The organism is Herbaspirillum sp. SJZ107 (assembly GCF_006715485.1).
GTDB lineage: Bacteria > Pseudomonadota > Gammaproteobacteria > Burkholderiales > Burkholderiaceae_D > Telluria.
Genome location: NZ_VFNH01000001.1, coordinates 144362 through 159784, shown reverse-complemented (window position 1 = coordinate 159784; position 15423 = coordinate 144362). Strand labels below are relative to the sequence as shown.

The window sequence follows — 15423 nt, the reverse complement described above, 5'->3', positions numbered from 1 at the left end:
GGTCCGAAAAGCCCTGAAGATCAGACCCGCCCCGTCCGTTCGGTGCGGGTTTTTGCTTTATGGCAAGCGCCGCAGGCTGCCTGCAGGTTCGAGTCGGCCTCGATCTGCTCATCGGTCCAGCCCAGGGCGCGCGCAGCGGCCTTGTTGACCTTGTGGTCGACCTCCCCCGCGATGAATCGGCAGGCTGGACCTTTGATCTGGCAGAGGCCAGCATCGCGGCTCAGGATGCGCTCACGGCGCCTCTGCCATGCGTAGTCGTAACCGCGCTCGGAACTGCTTTTGCCGCCGTTGCTACGCTCCCAGCCAGAGGACTGCTTGGCGTGCTTCTGGCAGTAGCCAGGGGCATCAACCAGCGCGCCGCATGCCGCTTTCCGGCATATCGATTTCGGCCGAGGCGGCATGCAGGTCCTTCACGTATTGTTTATAGCAAGGTAAGGATCTTGTCCTGCTTGCTTAGATTGTCTTTCGCCCACAGCGGCCGCAGATTCGACAGCGCCCAGCAGGCCTTGAATCCTGGGTCGTGAATGCTTCTGCATTGGAAGTGCGAGACCGGGATGATGTGGTCGATGTGGATCTCGCCGGCCAATACCTTTGCCCACGACATCCCTTTCGTAAATTGCCGCTCAATGTGGGCAACCAGCTCTTCTCGACTGTAGCCGAGGATCACCATCGTCGCTGCGCCAGCCTTATCCTGAATCATTCGCCGAAGGCGCGCGCCGATCTTCTTCTGAAGGTTGAACTCAGGACGCTCGCGGTAGAACCTAGTATGCCGCTCCAGGGCTTTGGCATTGATAGTCTCGCGATTGCGATCCAAGTAATCACGTGCGCGCTGTAGCACCTTGGCGTGGTTGCGGTAGTAGTAGTTGCGCGCTATGCGCAGGTACTTTGCTGGATCCGCCGCCCTCACGCGGCGCGCCTTTGCTCTTGCATACTCACGAGCATGCTCCATGTTCTTGGCTCGCCACTCAGCTACGTGCTGGGTCGACTTATATCCAGCTGCGCGATATGCCTGGTTGTACTCTTTGACAGTGCCTTTGTTCGCATCCCGCCAGGCCTGCTGTCGCTCCTTCTGGTCAGGCCTGGCTCTCTTCTCCGCATCGCTCAGCTTCTTGCAAGACCGGCAGTTGGAGTGGAGCCCATACTTCCCCATCTTATGGGATGGGAAGTGCTCAAGGGTTGCGAGAAAAGGTTGCTTGCATCTCGTGCAAGCGCGCATGGGGATGCTGGCCGCTTCAGACATATCGCCTCCGTTAGAACCTTAGAAGGATAACGGATCAGCTGTTTTTCGCAGCACAAGCGGTCGAGCATCAGACCGGCGCGCCCATGTAGCGCGCAATGCCCTCGATGCTGGTGTCGCAGGGTGGAAGGTTGGCCGTGCGCTCCATAAACTCGCGGTGCGCGCTCTCGTTGCGGTCACGCAGCCAGGTGGCGAAGTGGAACGGCTCGGGCGCTTGCTCGACGTCGACATCATCGGCCGCAATGTGCGTCAGCGTCACGCCACGGGCGACGACCATCGCCTTCACGCCGACCGGCAGCAGTGGACTGACAGCGGCATGGATGCAGTCGCGCTGCTGGATCGACAGATGGTCGGCGTCGATGTGCACGACGATGGTGTCGCCGGTCTTGGGGCGCAGCACTTCGATGCGGGATGAGATGTTATTCATACGAGGCTCGATTAAGTTCGGCGCATCCGATGCAAGCGCCGCGCATAGCGGCGGCGATCCAGCAGCGACAGCACCAGGGCCAGGATGCCAATGAAGGTGAGTCCGCACAGGGACATGGCGCCGAGCACGGCAGCCATAGCGAACCAGGTAGAAGCAGTCATGCCGTGCGGCGCGAGGCCGGGATCGGGTAGCTCGCCGGCGTGCGTGGCGCGAACATCCGGACCAGCATGCCAGGCGTGTAGTTGGGCACCTCGCGTGTCAGCTCAAGGAACGTGCAGCTCCCGCGTCCGTAGCCCTTGGCCTGCAGCGCAGACTGGGCCAGCTCGCTATCGGCCAGGCGCTCGGCGATCTGGCGCACGCGGGTAGGATTGTCGACCTTGCCCGCGTGAGCATGCGAACCGAGGACAGCGCGCACGATCTCGTTGGCGTAGATGTCGGCGATTTTGCTCATTTGATCTGCTCCGCATAAACGCCGCGTTTGATGATTGCGGCACGCGTTTCTTCTTTCGGCGCCCAGCCGGTGAGGCAGTGGATCGCGAGGGTGGCTCGTACCCACTGCTTCAACCACCAGCGCATGCGAACACGGATGAGGAAAGTAATTTCGGTCGAGGCCATCACCGGCGCTCCTGAATGATTTCGGGAATTGTGCCCAGGCGCTCACGCAACACCTCGCCAGCCAGCAACTGTGGGCGCATGCGCGCAATGGTCGGGCGGCCGAGCGGGTCGTGGGCGAGGATCTCAACCTCACCGACACGGCGCACGATTTGCCCGCCCACCTCGACTCTCAACATCGGGGAAAAGCGCATCGCGCACCTCAAATAAAAAAACCGCCGGCGCATTGCTGCGACAGGCGGCGAAGTCCAAGAGAATCTTGGAGGAGACAAGTTGTGGCGGCCGGTGGCACATCGAACACCGGCTAAGTCACGGACGCAGAACCGCTGCGCACGAATGCGCATTCCTCGCCACACAAAGCCCTCGGCCGCCATCCGCACACGTGGAACGTGGTTGTCAGGCTTAGGCTTTGTGTGGCCACCGGTTGCGCCGGTGAGGCGTCGAAGCTCCCATGAGGCAGGGTTTCTCCCATGAAATCAGGAACTGATTGCATCACAGCGGGGCCGAGCCGCTGCGCTTCGAGGTACAACTCGGATTACGCAATGCCAATACCTTCTTGCATGCTGCCTCCGCTGTAGGTTGAGATGAAGAGCCAATCTCCCTCATGCCATCGCGCCCCAGGCTATCTGCGGGGTGGCGCGTAAACGACAAAGCCCACCAGGGCGGTGGGCTTATTTGCAGGCGAGCGCCGGCTTTACTGCGGGCTGGGCACTCGACTGCCTCGGGTTATGGCGGCGCTTTCGCGCGCATTACATTGGACCGAGGGAATTGGAAGACTGAAGTTTACGCCTGTTTTTTCGGTTGCGCAATACTCTTACGCGAGCGGCTACGGAAAGCTAACGCCGCGGCCCCAATGCTCAACAATCCAAGTGTTGCCGGCTCAGGAATGTCTCGGCCCGTCTCATAGCTGCTCGTGACAATTCCAGGGCGGATGATGGTCGTGGAGGCATCGTAAGAATGAATCTGGATATTGTCTAACCGATCAACAGGAAACGTAAGCGACACTGCGGAGTCATTTAAACCGTAGCCCTGCCCAACGTAATAGCCTCCCATTTGGCCTTGGTAAATTGTGCGGTAGCAGGTATCTGGATGGGACCCGCAGTCAGGACTTCCATTGCCCGACACGTATGCGTTCTGTTCGGCCAGGCCACTCTCGAATCTTGCGTAAATGCCCCTTTCCTCAAAACCGTACACACCGGCGTTAAAGGAAATATAGTAAGCATCGGCCTTAAGAATAGACTTAACAACATTCGGATCAATGGTCAGGTACGTGAACCCTGCCAGATACGCCCCACTTGGCGTGTTCTTAATAGTGCTGGGACCGTTGAAGGTCAGTCCATAGTTAGGACCGCTCGCGCGATTAAGGCTGTCTTTTCCGCCAGCATAGTAGTCCCCGATGGCTGTGCCATAGGCAAACTCTTCGAAGTCGATGGTGATGGCAGTGGCCGAGGCAAGTGAGGTTACGCCCATCACAGCAGCAGCAACGCAAGCAAGAATCCCTGGTTTCATTCTTTATTCCCTTATTGTTCTGGAAATTCAAGAACAGCAAGAACCGGGCCACTTAAACTAGCTACTAAGAATCAATGACTTAACAGTAAGTTAAAGTATTGCTGTAAAGTATTTCGACACTGGCGCTCGCGTGGCCATACCTTTACGCGGCCTTACGCATCTTGGCGCCGGCGCGCGCAGCGTGCGACTGATACAGGCCTTCCAGGTCGCTGATCATGTCGAGGATGTGCTCGCGCAGCAGGCCAGTACCCGCCACTGGCTCGCGGCCTGGCGTATCAGTGCAGTGCGTGCACGCGCGGGCGGCGTGGATCTTTGTGCCGTTGCAGGTCGAGCACTCGCCGCCCAGCCAGTGCGCCAGGGACTGCAGCGCGATCTTGTTGCAGATGCCTTCGAGCGCGGGAATGTCCCAGGGCTGTACGACCCGGATCCACTTGCGGTCCCTGCCCTTCTGGAACACAGCCTCTTTCCACACGCGTAAAAGCACCGCCAGGCTATGGCTGCCGGATGCGATCGCCTCGCGCGGCACGCCGTCGATCTTGGCGCGCGCGAGCATGCTGCCGAAGATGCTGCCCGAACCGCCCGACAGGTCCGCCAGCGCCGCCGCCGCCAAGGCTTCGGTCTGGTGATGCTTGTCGTCGTCCAGCAGGTTCGTGCTGTTCAGTGCATTCAGGTAGCGGTCTTCGAAAGGCATTTCTATCTCCGGTGGTATAGCTGAGTTCCAGCTGCCTGAAGCTTACCACCCGGAATCGCTAAAATTGCCCTGCACTAAGTTTTCTAAATTGCAATGTGTGGTTTTTTGTGATGATTTAGCGTGCCAATTCATAACGAAACATTGCCGTCGGATAAATTTACAACAAGCGCACCTACACTTCTTATTAAATGTTGCAACTTATTGATTAAAAAATGAAAGCTCCATATGGCATGGAGATTGCTTTATGGTGGGTCCTACTAATCGAGGTATCTACTATGTTTAAAAAAGCTTTGGCTCTCGCCGTAACCGCATTGTTCTCGCTGAATGCATCGGCGGGCTATGTCCAATACAACTTCAGCTCTGGGCCGCTCAGTGGGTATTTCATTCAGCATGACGATGATCTATCCATAGCAGACTACCGCTTTTTGTTGCCGATTGCTTCGGAGGCTCATCCGTATATTGCGTATGCTTTTTATCCTATCGTCGGGACAGGGGATGGCAGCGATCACAACACGTCGGCTACCACACACTTCCGGCAAAATGGGCCAACAAATTTTAGCGTCTACGACGATTTCGACTTCAATGAGGGCCAAATCAGCCTCGATTTTTCACGCGACACCGCAGGCAATTTTTCGTACAGCGCACAGTATGCAACTTCGATTTATTTCAGAGATGGCACTCTGTATAACTCGGGAACGATTACTGGATTGGTGACTCGCAGCACCGTAAGCGAAAGCAAAGTGCGGAGTCTCGATAACTCGGGTGGCTACGAGTATGGAGTTAGGCGGATTGTTCCAACCTACGTCGGCCCATCAGAAATTCCGGAGCCGGGCAGCGTGGCCCTGCTGGCCGTTGGCGCACTCGGCGCAGTCGGCGTAGCGCGCCGTAGCAAGAAGTCCGCATAATCTAGCAAGATCGCCGTGCGCTGATCGGCGCGCGGCCTGCAGCCTAGAATTCCTCAAGCGCCCAGCCGCCACCGTCCTTCTTCGCCTTCACCCGGACGGCCACGAAACGCCAAGGGTACATATCCGCGGCAATCTTGATCTTCGCCCGCGCGTCGTCCTGCCAGTGACCCTTGACCTCGTGCGCCTCGAGCGCGCCGTCGGCCAGCATCACAGCGAAGTCTGGAGTGTAGAACGTGTTGTCGGCCAGTCGGAACTTCAGCCCCTCGAACTTGAACCAAGCCACCTCGCCGGCGTGCTGCCGCTGCGCCAGCGTCGCAGCATAGGCAGCCTCGGTCTTGTTCATCTGGCCGACCTTGAGCCGGCCCAGCGCCTGGAGCGCGCGCTGCTGCGTCACAGGCCCATCTCCAGGTGCTTGATGATCGCAGTGACGATCGTGCGGCGCAGCAGCTGCTCGCCAGTCTCGCCTTGGCTGCGGTCGAGCATGACGTCGTAGCCGTCTGGCCCGCCGGGCGTCGTGCCGACCACTACTCGGTGGGGCCAGACATACAGCCGGCGCACGTATTGGGCCTGCAGCGGTCCGCATGCCGCCCAGTCGCCGCACCAGTCCGGCACCCTCGACGGGGGCAATACGCCCGGAGGCTGGCCCAGCCATGCGCCGCCGGTGCTGAACAGATCAGTCCAGCCCAGCAGTTCGGCTAGGCGGCGGTTGGCCTCATGACTGCTTGGTGATGCTGCTGGCTGCTTGATGTCGTTTCCCATCGAATTCCTTTGCTTCGGGTTGGACTGCATCGTTGTTTCGTTCGGCGCGCTGCTTTTCGACCCACGCGATCCGCTTCGCCGTGCCGGCGTAGTCCTGCTTGAACCGCGCGCACTTCTTCTTGCTCCATGGGATAAACGGGTTTTTCAGCTTCGTGAACGGATCGTCGTCGTATCCGTGGCAGCGGCCGATGCCGACCGCCGCGTGCTGCGGGTGCGCCTTCATCTTGAAGTGCTTGCACAGGGCGCAGATGTCCCCGATCTCTTCGCTCATGCAGCGTGGCCCAGGTCTTTGAGCATCTTCGTCAGCCCCTCAGGCCGGCCGACACGGCGCGGGGCTTCAGGCGCCTGCTCGATCACTGGCGGTGCGGGCGGCGGCGTGACGATCTGCGCCAGGCGCGGCGGCGCGGGCGGCTTGCCGCCGTTGTCGATCGCTGCGCGGATCCGAGCCTCCCAGCTGGCCGTCGACTCGCCGTAGTGAGCAGCGCCGACACCCACCTCGTTCGCTTTCGCCAGCCGCGTTGCATCGGTCAGCCACCAGGCTCCGCCGCCGGCCGGCTTCGGCTGCTGCGCCGGCGGCGTCCAGTCGGCCGCATAGCGCTCGCTCGGCCCGAAGAACGTCGCCGACTGCAGGATGAACTGCGGCTCCGTGCGCATGACCTTCACATAGGCAGCGTATGCCTGCGCGCCGACCAGCATCTCGGCCACGGTGGCGCCGGCCTTGATCCTGCTGGCCCAGGCCTTGTGCGCGGCCTTCTTGCTGTCGCCCGGGCGTGCGGGGTAGACCTCCCATACCGCTTCGAAGTCGGCCGGGTAGTCGTTGCGCTTGACCTTGGCGGGCGCGGCGCCGCCGGCGCGCAGGCGGTCGAGCTCGTCCAGCAGTTCGATTACGGTGGTCGACTTCAGGTGCACAGTCGGGTTGGCGGCGGCCAGGCCGCGCAGCGGGGAATAATCACGCATGGGCGCCCTCCCCGCGCTGCTCCAGCTGCCACTTCGCCAGCTCGCCCGCCACCCACTTGACGCCCTTCGCCGTGAACTTGCAGGCGTTGAAGGCATGGCTGTTCTGCGCAGTGCCGGCGCGGGTCTCGAATCGACCTGCCTCGATGTGCTGCGCGTGCGCGGTCCATTCGCCGCCCAGCACGTACATGATCTTGGCCTCGCGCAGGAACTGGCGGAACTCCGGCTCCTTCACCTTCAGCAGCTTCGCCACCTGGCGGAACGTCATCAGGCCGGTCGACTCGACATAGCGGTCGACGAACTCCACGGCCGGCGCCGCGGCGGCTAGTTGCGCAGCTTGGGCCTCGATTACGTCCTGCTGATCGGCAGCCAGGCGCAGCGCCTCGCCAAACGTCTTTGGCACCGCCGGCACAGCGACCGGTGCGGGAGTCGGCGGGGCTGCTCGCTCCAGCTCCTGCCACCGATCGATGATCCGGGCGCGCAGCTCGGCGTTGTAGCCGGAGACCACAACCATCGTGTCGCGGAACGACAGCAGGAACTCGCTGTAGGTCTGGCCGTTCTGCGGGTGGTGGTAAGGGGTCTCGTTTCCGGAAACGATACCCTCAGCGATGAGGCGACGTATCGTCTTCATAACATTGTCGTGCGAACTCTTCGTCAGCTCGGCGATCTCACGGCTCGACATCGTGACGTCGGCGCCGCCGTTGGTTTGCAATGCCAGAATGCTTCCCATGTCGTTTCCTTTCTATCTATTGGCGCCGCTTCAAGCAGCATCCTTGTAGACGTGGCCCTCGTCGACGCGCTGGCGCACCAAGTTCATCGCCTCGACGATCTGCGCCCGGCTGGCGATCTCCATCTGCTGGTCGTGCACCGCCAGCGCGGCCTGGATGTCGCGCATGGCGTCGCCGTCCAGCCGGAAGTTCTTCGTGCGGGCGCTGCGGGTCTTGGCGCGGAAGGCGCCGGCTAGCGCACCCGTGAAGGTCTGCTCGTGATCGACGCCGACGCCGCTCTCCGCCAGGGCCATGCCGATGTTCAGCGCGGTGACCACGACCGACCATGCCTCTTCGGTGGCGGCGCCGCTGCGCAGCTGCTCGAGGTTCAGCCAGTACGCCAAGCCCAGGTCCTGCAGTTGGCCGTCGTTCAGTGGGGCAGCATCCTCGCCGCGGGCGAAGCACTTGGCGACTACCGAGAGGCCGCCGGCGGCGCCGACCGGGCGCGGGCGGTATTTCTTGTTGCGGGGCTTTTTCATGCCACCTCCTCGAACAGGTCGCGCTGGGGCGCTGGCGCCGCAGCTGCTTCGGCTGCCGCAGTCACCGCAGCCAACTCGTGCTCGATGCGCGCGCGGGCAATCTCGACGTATTCCGGCGTCATGTCGATGCCGATGAAGCGGAAGCCCTCGCGCATGCAGGCCTTACCGGTCGAGCCGCTGCCCATGAACGGGTCCAGGACCACGCCGCCCGGTGGCGTTACCAAGCGCACCAGGTAGGCCATCAGATCCGTCGGCTTGACTGTCGGATGGTGGTTGCCGTTGCGCGCCGGCCAATCGGCGACCTCGCGCTCGCGCATGGTGGCGTGGGCGGACACCGCCGGCACGTCAGAAATAGGGCAGCCCTCGTTGCGATCGGCGCGGCTGGCCTTGGCGCAGTAGAAAAACCGGGCCGCGCTGCCGATGCTGCCAGCGATCGCCGGGCCGCCGTCGCCATCGGCGCCATGAAAGCCCATGCCCTTGCGCACACTAGGGGCCCGAGATCCACTTTCCTGCACTGGAAACAGAGCCACCACCTCGGTGCTGCCGTCGTGGATGAGGTTAGCAGGCCAGCGCCCCGCGTCCAGCTGCTCGATGCCGAAGTTACCACCGTGCAGCGTATTTCGGGTCTTGCCTGCGTTTGATCCACTGGCGCCGCGCGACGTGCCACCATCGGTGCCAACCCGGCAGCCGTCGATATTGAGCGCGCCGACGCCGTTGGCCAGAACGTTCGCTGCGACTGTGCCTGCTAGGGGCTTGCGGGCGACGCAGATCGGCTCGTGAGCGGGCTTGAGCGCCGTCCCCCAGCCGGCCCAGTGGCGCGCTGCGTCTGTGGCCGGAGCGGTGATTTCGGTTTCGATCGTGCCTCTGCGGGAGTCCCGAAAGTTATCGGCCCCGGAATTTCCCCAGCCGGAAGCCTGTGCCTGCGCAAGCCGCATAGGAACAGTGCCGATCACTTCCCGCTCGACGCCAGCCATGCGGTCCATATCCTTGCTGATGTCGCGCGATTTCGGGAAGCCGCTGCCGTAGACCCACATGATCTGGTCGCGAATCTCGAACCCGGCGTCCTCGATGGCGACAGTCATCCGGTGGTAGGTGCGGCTGCCGCTGAACGCAAGCAGGTGGCCGCCCGGCTTGAGCACGCGCAGCGCCTCGCGCCACATCTCGACGCTGTTCGCGATGCCGCTGGCGTCCCAGCTCTTGCCCATGAAGCCCAGTTCGTAGGGCGGATCGGTCACGATCGCATCGACGCTGCTGTCGTCGAGGCCGCGCATCACCTCCAGGCAGTCGCCCAGGTGCAGGACGAACGGCACCGGCGCGGCCGGGGCCTCGTTGTTCAAGTCACGCATTCAACGTCTCCCTGCTCTTTCAGTTTTTCGATGCACTCGGCAAGTAGATCCCGCTCGGTGCCGTAGCGCGCCTGGAACGGCTTCTTGCGGCCGTGCAGGCTTATGCGCTGGCGCGGGTCACTGTCGTCCTGCTGGTGGTGCGGCCCGCACAGCGGCAGGACCAGGAAGTGCGCGCCCGGCTTCGTGCGGCCGTCGATGTGGTGCAGGCTTATGACCTTGTTCGTCCAGCCGTCCTTGAGGCAGGCGATGCACGGCAGCTTGCCCATGCGGTCCATGAAGCGCGCTTCCTCGGCGGTCGGCGGGCGGCCTTTCATCCCGCGCGACTTCATCGGCTTGGCCAGCTTCGGCGTCTTCGTTTCTCGAACCCTGACCGCGGCAACGCGCAGCAGGCCGGCGCCGGCGGCCGGTGTCTTGGTGCCAGCGCGCGAGAATCCTGCGCCGCGCGACATCGCCTTCTTGCGCTGCAAGGGCTTGCCCTGCTTGAGGGGCGAGCGGCGCATCATGCTAGGATTCCATTTTTATAAGGAGAAGACCGATGCGAAACAACGAATACAAAAAGAACCTCGATTACACCGAAGAGCTCGATAAATACGAGGGCTACATCATCGAATGGGCAGTGAGTCCGTCGACGAGCGAGCCTAGCAAATGGATGGGCACCTTCCGTGCGACCAAAGCTGACACGCCCACTATCTTTGGCTCCCTCGGCATCCCTGAGCCCTCCGAGGGTGACGCGCAGGACAAGGCGATCGAAGCCGCGAAGAGCATGATCGACGAGGCAGTCGCCAGCAAAGGTTGATTTGACGGCGCCCATCATGGCGCGACCCGCTTGAACTCGATCACCCACACCCAGGGGTTGGCGTCCCAGCTGCCGGCGCCGTTGATGCTCTCCCAGAGAGCGGCGTAGGTGGTCGCCGCGTCTTCGAACGGGCGGCCGGTGCGGCGCGCCATCTCGAAAATCGCCATGTCTTCTAACGCGCCGTCGAAGGCTTCGATACCTTCAGCCCAGGCATCCGCCTCGCTGATGTCCTGCAGCCGCTCGACGCGCACGCCGGTGATCTCCAGCAGGATGCGGCTGGCGCGGCGCGGCATATGGATGCTGGGCGTCCAGCGGCCGAAGTCCGGATGGGTTTCAACTGCCGCATCGGTGGCGCGGTAAAAGTAGTCGGGTTGCGCGTGGTGCCAAGGGTGGCCGAAGGTCTCGCGGACCCACAGGCGGTCGCCGGGCTGGCCGTGCGGGCAACCGTTCTGATTCGGGAAGCGCTTTAGGATAGCGTCGAGGTCATCGCGGCCAGCGAATTCCTTCGCGATCCGCCGCGTCTGCGTCTTGCTGCCGTCCAGGATGGCGCGGACCATCGGGCCGGTGAAGAGGATTGGACGCTCTTTCATGGCTCGCTCCTTTTGATGGTCACGATCTTGACCGCCTCGCGCACCGACCAGGCCGGCACGTCCGCACGCGGGCCGCGGCTGTTCGGGATGTAGCGCTTGCTCAGGCCCTGGCTGCGGAAGATGTCCGGACGGTACTGTGGAGGCGTGATCTGGCCGGCGTACTGCTCCTTCGGCTTGTGCAGTTCGAAGTGGCGTTTCGCGTACTCGGTCAGCTCGAGGTGGCCCGACGGCGTCTCGCGCAGCCAGTCGGTCTCGAACGCCTCGCGTAACTTGGTCTCGCGCTTGTCGGCCGGGCCGAAGTCCATGGCGGCATACAGCTCCAGGCGCTGCATCGGGCCGGCTTTGTCGATGATGGCCGCGGCGGCGTAGATGGCCGCGCTGCGGTGTGGGGTGGCTTGAATAAGGGCGGTGATCATGCTGCTCTCCCAACAATTTCGTGTTCGTGCGCGAAGTTCGCGCGGATGAGCGCCTCGGACAGCGGCGGGCACACGCTATTGCCGCACATGCGCACCTGGGCCGACTTCGTCAGCGGGACACGCGGCAGCGCGAGCGGATCGCCTTCCACCTGGCGGCCGTCGACGAACAGGCGCGCCGGGTCCGGGATCTCGTCGATGATGTAGTCGGCCGGGAATCCTTGGGCGCGGTACAACTCGTGCGGCGCCAGCATGCGCAGCCCGATGTCAACGATCTCGTAGTCCTGGCCCTGGATCGTCACCAGGCCGAACCGGTCCCGGGCGGTGACCGTATTGAGCGGGTCCGCCAAGTTGTTCGTCTCGCTCGCGCCGTAGTACGCCAGCAGGAACGAGCGCACCTCGGCGTGATGCTGGCCGCCGGCGCTGATCGTGTGCAGCGGCTCATTGGCGCCCGCCGCGGTGCTGGTGCCGCGCAGCTTCACCAGGTGGCTGGACACCAGGGCCGACTTACCTCCTCCGCCGGCTGTTACGGTCCCCAGCGGTGCGCCGGCGGCATGGCCGATGCTCTTGCCCATGTCCCGCTGGATGTGCGCGGTGACGATGCCCAGTGCATGTGGCGCGCCGGCCGGGTTCTCCTTGGGCCCTGCGGTGATGGTCGGCAGCGGTTCGGCCAGGTCGGCGCCGGTCGACCCGGTCCGGAACTTGGTCACGTGCGCGGTCACCAGGCTGTGGTGGTCAGTACTGGTGACCGTGCCGATGGGGTCGCTCAGGTCCGAACCCACCACGCCGGTGTAGTGCTTGGCCAAGAAGGCCGTCGCGATCGCCGTGTCGCCTTTTGCGGTGATCGTGGCCGTCGGCTCGTCTGCGGCGCGCGGGCGACTGTCGCCAGCGCGGCCGCCGACGCCGACCAGGGCGGCCGACACCATGCTGAAGTGCCCGCCCTTGACCTGGGCGCAGATCGTGCGCAGCGGCTCGTCCGCCGGCATCACGCGCTGGTTGCTGGCGTTGGCGTGCTCGTTCAGGAACGCGGTCACCAGCGCATGCCGGTTCTCGGTCGTAATCGTCTTGATCGGCTCGTCCGGCGCGGTGCCGCGCGCGTCGGCCGGGCGCTTGTCGCTGTAGTACGGCGACAGGTATGCGCTGGCTAGCGCCTTCTCGCCGCGCTGGGCCCCGGTGATCGTGCGGAACGGTTCGTGAACGGACTCGCTGCGCACGCTCCCCTGGTGCGTGACCGGAACGATGGACGGCGCCACGACGGCGAAGCCCGGGGCCGAGGTCACCGTGCGTACTGGCTCATCGCCCGGCCACACGTTGGGCCCTCTGCCGGTGGTCTTGCTGTTGGCAGTGTTCACGATGAACGGGTCCGCTGCATCGACAACGTAGCGCATGATGCCCTTGGCGATGCGACGCAGCGTCGCTTCGGCCAGCGGCTTCTTGCGATCGAAAATGCTCGGGCACGGCAGCGACCAGTCGATGCATTCCGCAGCGGTGCGGTATGGCTGCAGGCGACCGGCGCGCACGCCTGGCGAGTCTGGAGCACCGTGCGTCGCCTCCGGCCAGCGGATCGGCAGGCCGTCTCGGCGCGCGACTAGGAAGAAGCGCTTGCGGATCGTCGGCGTGTCGTGGTCGCAGGCACGCAGTTCGCGATATTCGACGTGATAACCGTGGCCACGCAGCTGGCGCACGAAGCTGTCGAACGTTTTGCCGCGCTTCGCTGGGTCTGGCTTCCAATTGCCCTGCTCGTCCTGCATCAGCGGTCCCCAGGTCTTGAACTCCTCGACGTTCTCCAGCATGAGCACCCGGGTCTTAGTCAGCGCAACCCAACGCAGGGCAATCCAGGCCAGGCCGCGGATCTTCTTCTCGACCGGCTTGCCGCCCTTGGCCTTGCTGAAGTGCTTGCAGTCCGGCGACAACCACACCAGGCCGACCGGCTGGTTGTTCGTGACCTTGATCGGGTCGACGTCCCAGACGCTCTCGCACAGGTGCTTCGTGTGCGGGTGGTTGATGGCGTGCATGGCCAGCGCTTCCGGATCGTGGTTGATGGCGATGTCGACCGGGCGGCCGAAGGCTGCCTCCAGGCCGGTGCTGGTCCCGCCGCCACCGGCGAAGTTGTCGATGATCAGCTCGTGGCCCAGGTCCAGGGCCATAGTCATAAGATCGCGCTTCATGCGTGCGCTCCCACCGATGCCGGCCCAGCGCCGAACAGCGCAGCAACCATCGGGTCACGCGCCGGCGCAGCGCGGCTGACGCGGACGGCGTAGTGTTCGTCGTCGCCCAGGATGTGGAAGTGCCGGCGCGGGTCGCGCGCTGCGATTTCCATGCTCGATGCCCGCACCGGACGCACCGCGGTGACGCCGCCCAGGCTTTTGAGGCAGGCGGCGATCGCTTCCGGGTCCGCTGTGAGCCGGTAGACGCCCGGCTTCAGCGGCCATGTGACAGCGGCTTCGCAGTGAAGGATCGTCAGGTGCTCGCGCAGGTCTGCGATGTACGTGCGCGCTGCGGATTCGCCGATGCCCAGCAGCTTGGCGATCTCGGCGCGCGTCATCTCACGAACCGTCAGGGCGTTTACCAGCTTGCGCAGGCTCGCCAAGCGGGCGACGGTGTGGCTGTTGGGGGTAAAGTGGGAGCGGGTCATGCTGGTACCTCGGCGCTTTCCGCAGGCGCCGCGGCCTTTGTCATGCCGGCGAGATCATCGGCCTGAGGCAGCGCTGCCACCCAAGCCGGCGATGGTGAAACAGGGCTGTCGCCGCGCATTGGCATCAAGACGCCGACAAAATCCAATGCCGCGCCCAGGCGAACTACAGCGCTAGCGTTGGGGTCGCCATTGACGGTAAAGAACTGGAGCCCGCTGTATCCACGTAGCCGCGCCCCTCCGGTTTTGGCTGCAGCAGCGGCCGCCTTTTCGCACAGAGCGATGATCGGTGCACCATACATTCCGACCAGGCCGGGCTGCAGTTCAGATTCCTTCGGAATAACGCGCTCATAGCGAGGGTAGGTAGCTTCCACTTCTGGGTTGCCAGCCTGGATGTAGATTTCGCTGCCGCCCCCCTCCACTACAGCCAGGCGGCCGCCGATCATCACCACTTCACGGGCGCTTTTGAGCCCGCCGGCGCAGGCCTGCTGCATGCGCGCGTCGAAACGGAGGATAACTTCGTGCTCGCAAACTGCATCGCGGTCGTGGATGGCGCCAAGGGCATGACCATTGGTCGCGCAGATCACAGCGCCCCCGTCCTTGTGTGGCCGAACGTTGATGGCGTTCAGGTAGTAGCGGATGTCGTTCTTGGCGATGAACGGGGCGATGATCGGCAGCAGTTTGGCCGTCAGACGCAGGTTGGCGTGCTTGCTCATTGCGCACCGCCGATCACGACGCGCGCGGCCGCATCCAGGTCCAGATCCGTTACCTTGTGAGGCTGGATGTTCTCGACGCCGAAGAACTCCGGTGCGCAGCACAGGGACATCCAGCCGCGCAGGGCGCCGTCGAGGATCCGCTTGTGCAGGTTGCTGACGTCCGGATAGCCGGCGGCCATCTCTTCGCCGGCCCGCGCCTTGGCGCGCGCTGCCATGATCGGGATGATGTCGTCGGCAGTGATCAGGTCGCTGAGCTTGAGCGCCTTGTTGTCGGCCGAGTAGACGACGTCGCCGGCGCGCAGGTAGTCGTTGGCCAGGATGAGGTTCGACAGGGTCTCGGCGTCGAACTTCTCTTGCGTGGTCGACCAGCCCTGCGTCTTCACCACCTCGACCACGCCGGTTTGTACTCGGCCCCAGTGCGCCCAGCGCGATGCGAATTCGCTTGAGGCTTGATCTTCACCGGTTTGCGACGCGGGATTTAAGTTTTCTGCTAACATGCTATCTCCAATGCGTTGTAGTTGTTTCACGGAGCCCGGCTGCAACCGGGCTTTGTCATTTCCGCCCTATCTATTGGCGCGGCCGCACCTGAG

Annotated in this window: 25 protein-coding genes; 2 read left to right on the top strand and 23 right to left on the bottom strand. The window is 63.3% G+C overall.

Going from position 1 to position 15423, the window contains the following annotated elements:
• Window positions 1–20: 20 nt before the first annotated feature.
• The 9 genes from FBX97_RS00755 to FBX97_RS00725 form a co-directional block, all read right to left on the bottom strand.
• A complete protein-coding gene (locus tag FBX97_RS00755) occupies window positions 21–401 on the bottom strand; it encodes an HNH endonuclease (RefSeq protein WP_141828356.1) in 381 nt (126 codons plus the stop codon).
• Window positions 402–421: 20 nt separating this feature from the next.
• Window positions 422–1240: a hypothetical protein gene (locus tag FBX97_RS00750; RefSeq protein ID WP_141828355.1), complete on the bottom strand. Its 819-nt coding sequence runs from the start codon at window positions 1238–1240 to the stop codon at window positions 422–424.
• Window positions 1241–1307: 67 nt separating this feature from the next.
• Window positions 1308–1664 carry a hypothetical protein gene (locus tag FBX97_RS00745; protein ID WP_141828354.1) on the bottom strand — a complete coding sequence of 119 codons (357 nt, stop codon included), beginning with the start codon at window positions 1662–1664 and terminating at the stop codon, window positions 1308–1310.
• 11 nt (window positions 1665–1675) lie between these two features.
• Complete coding sequence (locus FBX97_RS29430) at window positions 1676–1825, bottom strand: hypothetical protein (protein WP_185748424.1); 150 nt, start codon at window positions 1823–1825, stop codon at window positions 1676–1678.
• The gene (locus FBX97_RS00740) at window positions 1822–2115 is read right to left on the bottom strand and encodes a hypothetical protein (protein ID WP_141828353.1); all 294 of its coding nucleotides are present in this window, start codon (window positions 2113–2115) and stop codon (window positions 1822–1824) included. The genes FBX97_RS29430 and FBX97_RS00740 overlap by 4 nt, the downstream gene beginning before the upstream one ends.
• The gene (locus FBX97_RS29425; protein ID WP_185748423.1) at window positions 2112–2279 is read right to left on the bottom strand and encodes a hypothetical protein; all 168 of its coding nucleotides are present in this window, start codon (window positions 2277–2279) and stop codon (window positions 2112–2114) included. Before FBX97_RS29425 ends, FBX97_RS00740 begins: the two co-directional genes overlap by 4 nt.
• On the bottom strand, window positions 2279–2470 hold the full coding sequence (locus FBX97_RS00735) for a hypothetical protein (RefSeq protein ID WP_141828352.1): 192 nt from the start codon (window positions 2468–2470) through the stop codon (window positions 2279–2281). The genes FBX97_RS29425 and FBX97_RS00735 overlap by 1 nt, the downstream gene beginning before the upstream one ends.
• Before the next feature lie 589 nt (window positions 2471–3059).
• On the bottom strand, window positions 3060–3785 hold the full coding sequence (locus tag FBX97_RS00730) for a PEP-CTERM sorting domain-containing protein (RefSeq protein ID WP_141828351.1): 726 nt from the start codon (window positions 3783–3785) through the stop codon (window positions 3060–3062).
• 142 nt (window positions 3786–3927) lie between these two features.
• Window positions 3928–4476, bottom strand: a complete 549-nt coding sequence (locus FBX97_RS00725) for a hypothetical protein (protein ID WP_141828350.1) — start codon at window positions 4474–4476, stop codon at window positions 3928–3930.
• A 212-nt stretch (window positions 4477–4688) separates the two neighbouring features.
• Between FBX97_RS00725 and FBX97_RS00720 the strand changes: the two genes are divergently transcribed.
• Entirely contained in the window at window positions 4689–5381 is a 693-nt protein-coding gene (locus FBX97_RS00720; protein WP_141828349.1) for a PEP-CTERM sorting domain-containing protein, read from the top strand.
• A gap of 43 nt (window positions 5382–5424) precedes the next feature.
• On the opposite strand, the gene FBX97_RS00715 is transcribed toward FBX97_RS00720, so the two are convergent.
• The 8 genes from FBX97_RS00715 to FBX97_RS29815 are packed head-to-tail and all read right to left on the bottom strand — an operon-like array spanning window position 5425 to window position 10189.
• Entirely contained in the window at window positions 5425–5775 is a 351-nt protein-coding gene (locus FBX97_RS00715) for a DUF1064 domain-containing protein (protein WP_255517235.1), read from the bottom strand.
• Window positions 5772–6140: a hypothetical protein gene (locus FBX97_RS00710; RefSeq protein WP_141828348.1), complete on the bottom strand. Its 369-nt coding sequence runs from the start codon at window positions 6138–6140 to the stop codon at window positions 5772–5774. Before FBX97_RS00710 ends, FBX97_RS00715 begins: the two co-directional genes overlap by 4 nt.
• Window positions 6094–6411 (bottom strand): hypothetical protein, encoded by a 318-nt coding sequence (locus FBX97_RS00705; RefSeq protein WP_141828347.1) that lies wholly within the window; start codon window positions 6409–6411, stop codon window positions 6094–6096. The genes FBX97_RS00710 and FBX97_RS00705 overlap by 47 nt, the downstream gene beginning before the upstream one ends.
• Window positions 6408–7097 (bottom strand): hypothetical protein, encoded by a 690-nt coding sequence (locus FBX97_RS00700; RefSeq protein WP_141828346.1) that lies wholly within the window; start codon window positions 7095–7097, stop codon window positions 6408–6410. Before FBX97_RS00700 ends, FBX97_RS00705 begins: the two co-directional genes overlap by 4 nt.
• On the bottom strand, window positions 7090–7824 hold the full coding sequence (locus FBX97_RS00695; RefSeq protein WP_221631714.1) for a phage antirepressor KilAC domain-containing protein: 735 nt from the start codon (window positions 7822–7824) through the stop codon (window positions 7090–7092). The genes FBX97_RS00700 and FBX97_RS00695 overlap by 8 nt, the downstream gene beginning before the upstream one ends.
• 30 nt (window positions 7825–7854) lie before the next feature.
• Window positions 7855–8340 carry a hypothetical protein gene (locus FBX97_RS00690; protein WP_141828345.1) on the bottom strand — a complete coding sequence of 162 codons (486 nt, stop codon included), beginning with the start codon at window positions 8338–8340 and terminating at the stop codon, window positions 7855–7857.
• Complete coding sequence (locus FBX97_RS00685) at window positions 8337–9686, bottom strand: site-specific DNA-methyltransferase (RefSeq protein ID WP_141828344.1); 1350 nt, start codon at window positions 9684–9686, stop codon at window positions 8337–8339. The genes FBX97_RS00690 and FBX97_RS00685 overlap by 4 nt, the downstream gene beginning before the upstream one ends.
• Window positions 9674–10189, bottom strand: a complete 516-nt coding sequence (locus FBX97_RS29815; protein ID WP_221631713.1) for a Ref family recombination enhancement nuclease — start codon at window positions 10187–10189, stop codon at window positions 9674–9676. The genes FBX97_RS00685 and FBX97_RS29815 overlap by 13 nt, the downstream gene beginning before the upstream one ends.
• 32 nt (window positions 10190–10221) lie before the next feature.
• On the opposite strand from FBX97_RS29815, the gene FBX97_RS00675 reads away from it, so the two are divergent.
• Window positions 10222–10482, top strand: coding sequence for a hypothetical protein (locus FBX97_RS00675; RefSeq protein WP_141828343.1), 261 nt, complete (start codon window positions 10222–10224; stop codon window positions 10480–10482).
• A gap of 14 nt (window positions 10483–10496) precedes the next feature.
• Here FBX97_RS00675 and FBX97_RS00670 read toward each other — a convergent pair whose 3' ends face one another.
• Genes FBX97_RS00670 through FBX97_RS00645 form a run of 6 tightly spaced genes read right to left on the bottom strand, consistent with a single transcriptional unit; the run spans window position 10497 to window position 15330 of the window.
• Window positions 10497–11072 carry a hypothetical protein gene (locus FBX97_RS00670; protein ID WP_141828342.1) on the bottom strand — a complete coding sequence of 192 codons (576 nt, stop codon included), beginning with the start codon at window positions 11070–11072 and terminating at the stop codon, window positions 10497–10499.
• A complete protein-coding gene (locus FBX97_RS00665) occupies window positions 11069–11488 on the bottom strand; it encodes a hypothetical protein (RefSeq protein ID WP_141828341.1) in 420 nt (139 codons plus the stop codon). The genes FBX97_RS00670 and FBX97_RS00665 overlap by 4 nt, the downstream gene beginning before the upstream one ends.
• Entirely contained in the window at window positions 11485–13653 is a 2169-nt protein-coding gene (locus tag FBX97_RS00660) for a DNA cytosine methyltransferase (protein ID WP_141828340.1), read from the bottom strand. The genes FBX97_RS00665 and FBX97_RS00660 overlap by 4 nt, the downstream gene beginning before the upstream one ends.
• On the bottom strand, window positions 13650–14120 hold the full coding sequence (locus FBX97_RS00655; protein ID WP_141828339.1) for an ArsR family transcriptional regulator: 471 nt from the start codon (window positions 14118–14120) through the stop codon (window positions 13650–13652). The genes FBX97_RS00660 and FBX97_RS00655 overlap by 4 nt, the downstream gene beginning before the upstream one ends.
• A complete protein-coding gene (locus tag FBX97_RS00650) occupies window positions 14117–14833 on the bottom strand; it encodes a hypothetical protein (protein ID WP_141828338.1) in 717 nt (238 codons plus the stop codon). Before FBX97_RS00650 ends, FBX97_RS00655 begins: the two co-directional genes overlap by 4 nt.
• Window positions 14830–15330, bottom strand: coding sequence for a hypothetical protein (locus tag FBX97_RS00645; RefSeq protein WP_141828337.1), 501 nt, complete (start codon window positions 15328–15330; stop codon window positions 14830–14832). Before FBX97_RS00645 ends, FBX97_RS00650 begins: the two co-directional genes overlap by 4 nt.
• Window positions 15331–15423: the final 93 nt, after the last annotated feature.

Excerpts from the sequence above, each read along its gene's own strand:
- FBX97_RS00755 (WP_141828356.1), bottom strand. The coding sequence starts at position 401 with ATGCCGCCTCGGCCGAAATCGATATGCCGGAAAGCGGCATGCGGCGCG.
- FBX97_RS00750 (WP_141828355.1), bottom strand. The coding sequence starts at position 1,240 with ATGTCTGAAGCGGCCAGCATCCCCATGCGCGCTTGCACGAGATGCAAG.
- FBX97_RS00745 (WP_141828354.1), bottom strand. The coding sequence starts at position 1,664 with ATGAATAACATCTCATCCCGCATCGAAGTGCTGCGCCCCAAGACCGGC.
- FBX97_RS29430 (WP_185748424.1), bottom strand. The coding sequence starts at position 1,825 with ATGACTGCTTCTACCTGGTTCGCTATGGCTGCCGTGCTCGGCGCCATG.
- FBX97_RS00740 (WP_141828353.1), bottom strand. The coding sequence starts at position 2,115 with ATGAGCAAAATCGCCGACATCTACGCCAACGAGATCGTGCGCGCTGTC.
- FBX97_RS29425 (WP_185748423.1), bottom strand. The coding sequence starts at position 2,279 with ATGGCCTCGACCGAAATTACTTTCCTCATCCGTGTTCGCATGCGCTGG.
- FBX97_RS00735 (WP_141828352.1), bottom strand. The coding sequence starts at position 2,470 with ATGCGCTTTTCCCCGATGTTGAGAGTCGAGGTGGGCGGGCAAATCGTG.
- FBX97_RS00730 (WP_141828351.1), bottom strand. The coding sequence starts at position 3,785 with ATGAAACCAGGGATTCTTGCTTGCGTTGCTGCTGCTGTGATGGGCGTA.
- FBX97_RS00725 (WP_141828350.1), bottom strand. The coding sequence starts at position 4,476 with ATGCCTTTCGAAGACCGCTACCTGAATGCACTGAACAGCACGAACCTG.
- FBX97_RS00720 (WP_141828349.1), top strand. The coding sequence starts at position 4,689 with ATGAAAGCTCCATATGGCATGGAGATTGCTTTATGGTGGGTCCTACTA.
- FBX97_RS00710 (WP_141828348.1), bottom strand. The coding sequence starts at position 6,140 with ATGGGAAACGACATCAAGCAGCCAGCAGCATCACCAAGCAGTCATGAG.
- FBX97_RS00705 (WP_141828347.1), bottom strand. The coding sequence starts at position 6,411 with ATGAGCGAAGAGATCGGGGACATCTGCGCCCTGTGCAAGCACTTCAAG.
- FBX97_RS00700 (WP_141828346.1), bottom strand. The coding sequence starts at position 7,097 with ATGCGTGATTATTCCCCGCTGCGCGGCCTGGCCGCCGCCAACCCGACT.
- FBX97_RS00695 (WP_221631714.1), bottom strand. The coding sequence starts at position 7,824 with ATGGGAAGCATTCTGGCATTGCAAACCAACGGCGGCGCCGACGTCACG.
- FBX97_RS00690 (WP_141828345.1), bottom strand. The coding sequence starts at position 8,340 with ATGAAAAAGCCCCGCAACAAGAAATACCGCCCGCGCCCGGTCGGCGCC.
- FBX97_RS00685 (WP_141828344.1), bottom strand. The coding sequence starts at position 9,686 with ATGCGTGACTTGAACAACGAGGCCCCGGCCGCGCCGGTGCCGTTCGTC.
- FBX97_RS29815 (WP_221631713.1), bottom strand. The coding sequence starts at position 10,189 with ATGATGCGCCGCTCGCCCCTCAAGCAGGGCAAGCCCTTGCAGCGCAAG.
- FBX97_RS00675 (WP_141828343.1), top strand. The coding sequence starts at position 10,222 with ATGCGAAACAACGAATACAAAAAGAACCTCGATTACACCGAAGAGCTC.
- FBX97_RS00670 (WP_141828342.1), bottom strand. The coding sequence starts at position 11,072 with ATGAAAGAGCGTCCAATCCTCTTCACCGGCCCGATGGTCCGCGCCATC.
- FBX97_RS00665 (WP_141828341.1), bottom strand. The coding sequence starts at position 11,488 with ATGATCACCGCCCTTATTCAAGCCACCCCACACCGCAGCGCGGCCATC.
- FBX97_RS00660 (WP_141828340.1), bottom strand. The coding sequence starts at position 13,653 with ATGAAGCGCGATCTTATGACTATGGCCCTGGACCTGGGCCACGAGCTG.
- FBX97_RS00655 (WP_141828339.1), bottom strand. The coding sequence starts at position 14,120 with ATGACCCGCTCCCACTTTACCCCCAACAGCCACACCGTCGCCCGCTTG.
- FBX97_RS00650 (WP_141828338.1), bottom strand. The coding sequence starts at position 14,833 with ATGAGCAAGCACGCCAACCTGCGTCTGACGGCCAAACTGCTGCCGATC.
- FBX97_RS00645 (WP_141828337.1), bottom strand. The coding sequence starts at position 15,330 with ATGTTAGCAGAAAACTTAAATCCCGCGTCGCAAACCGGTGAAGATCAA.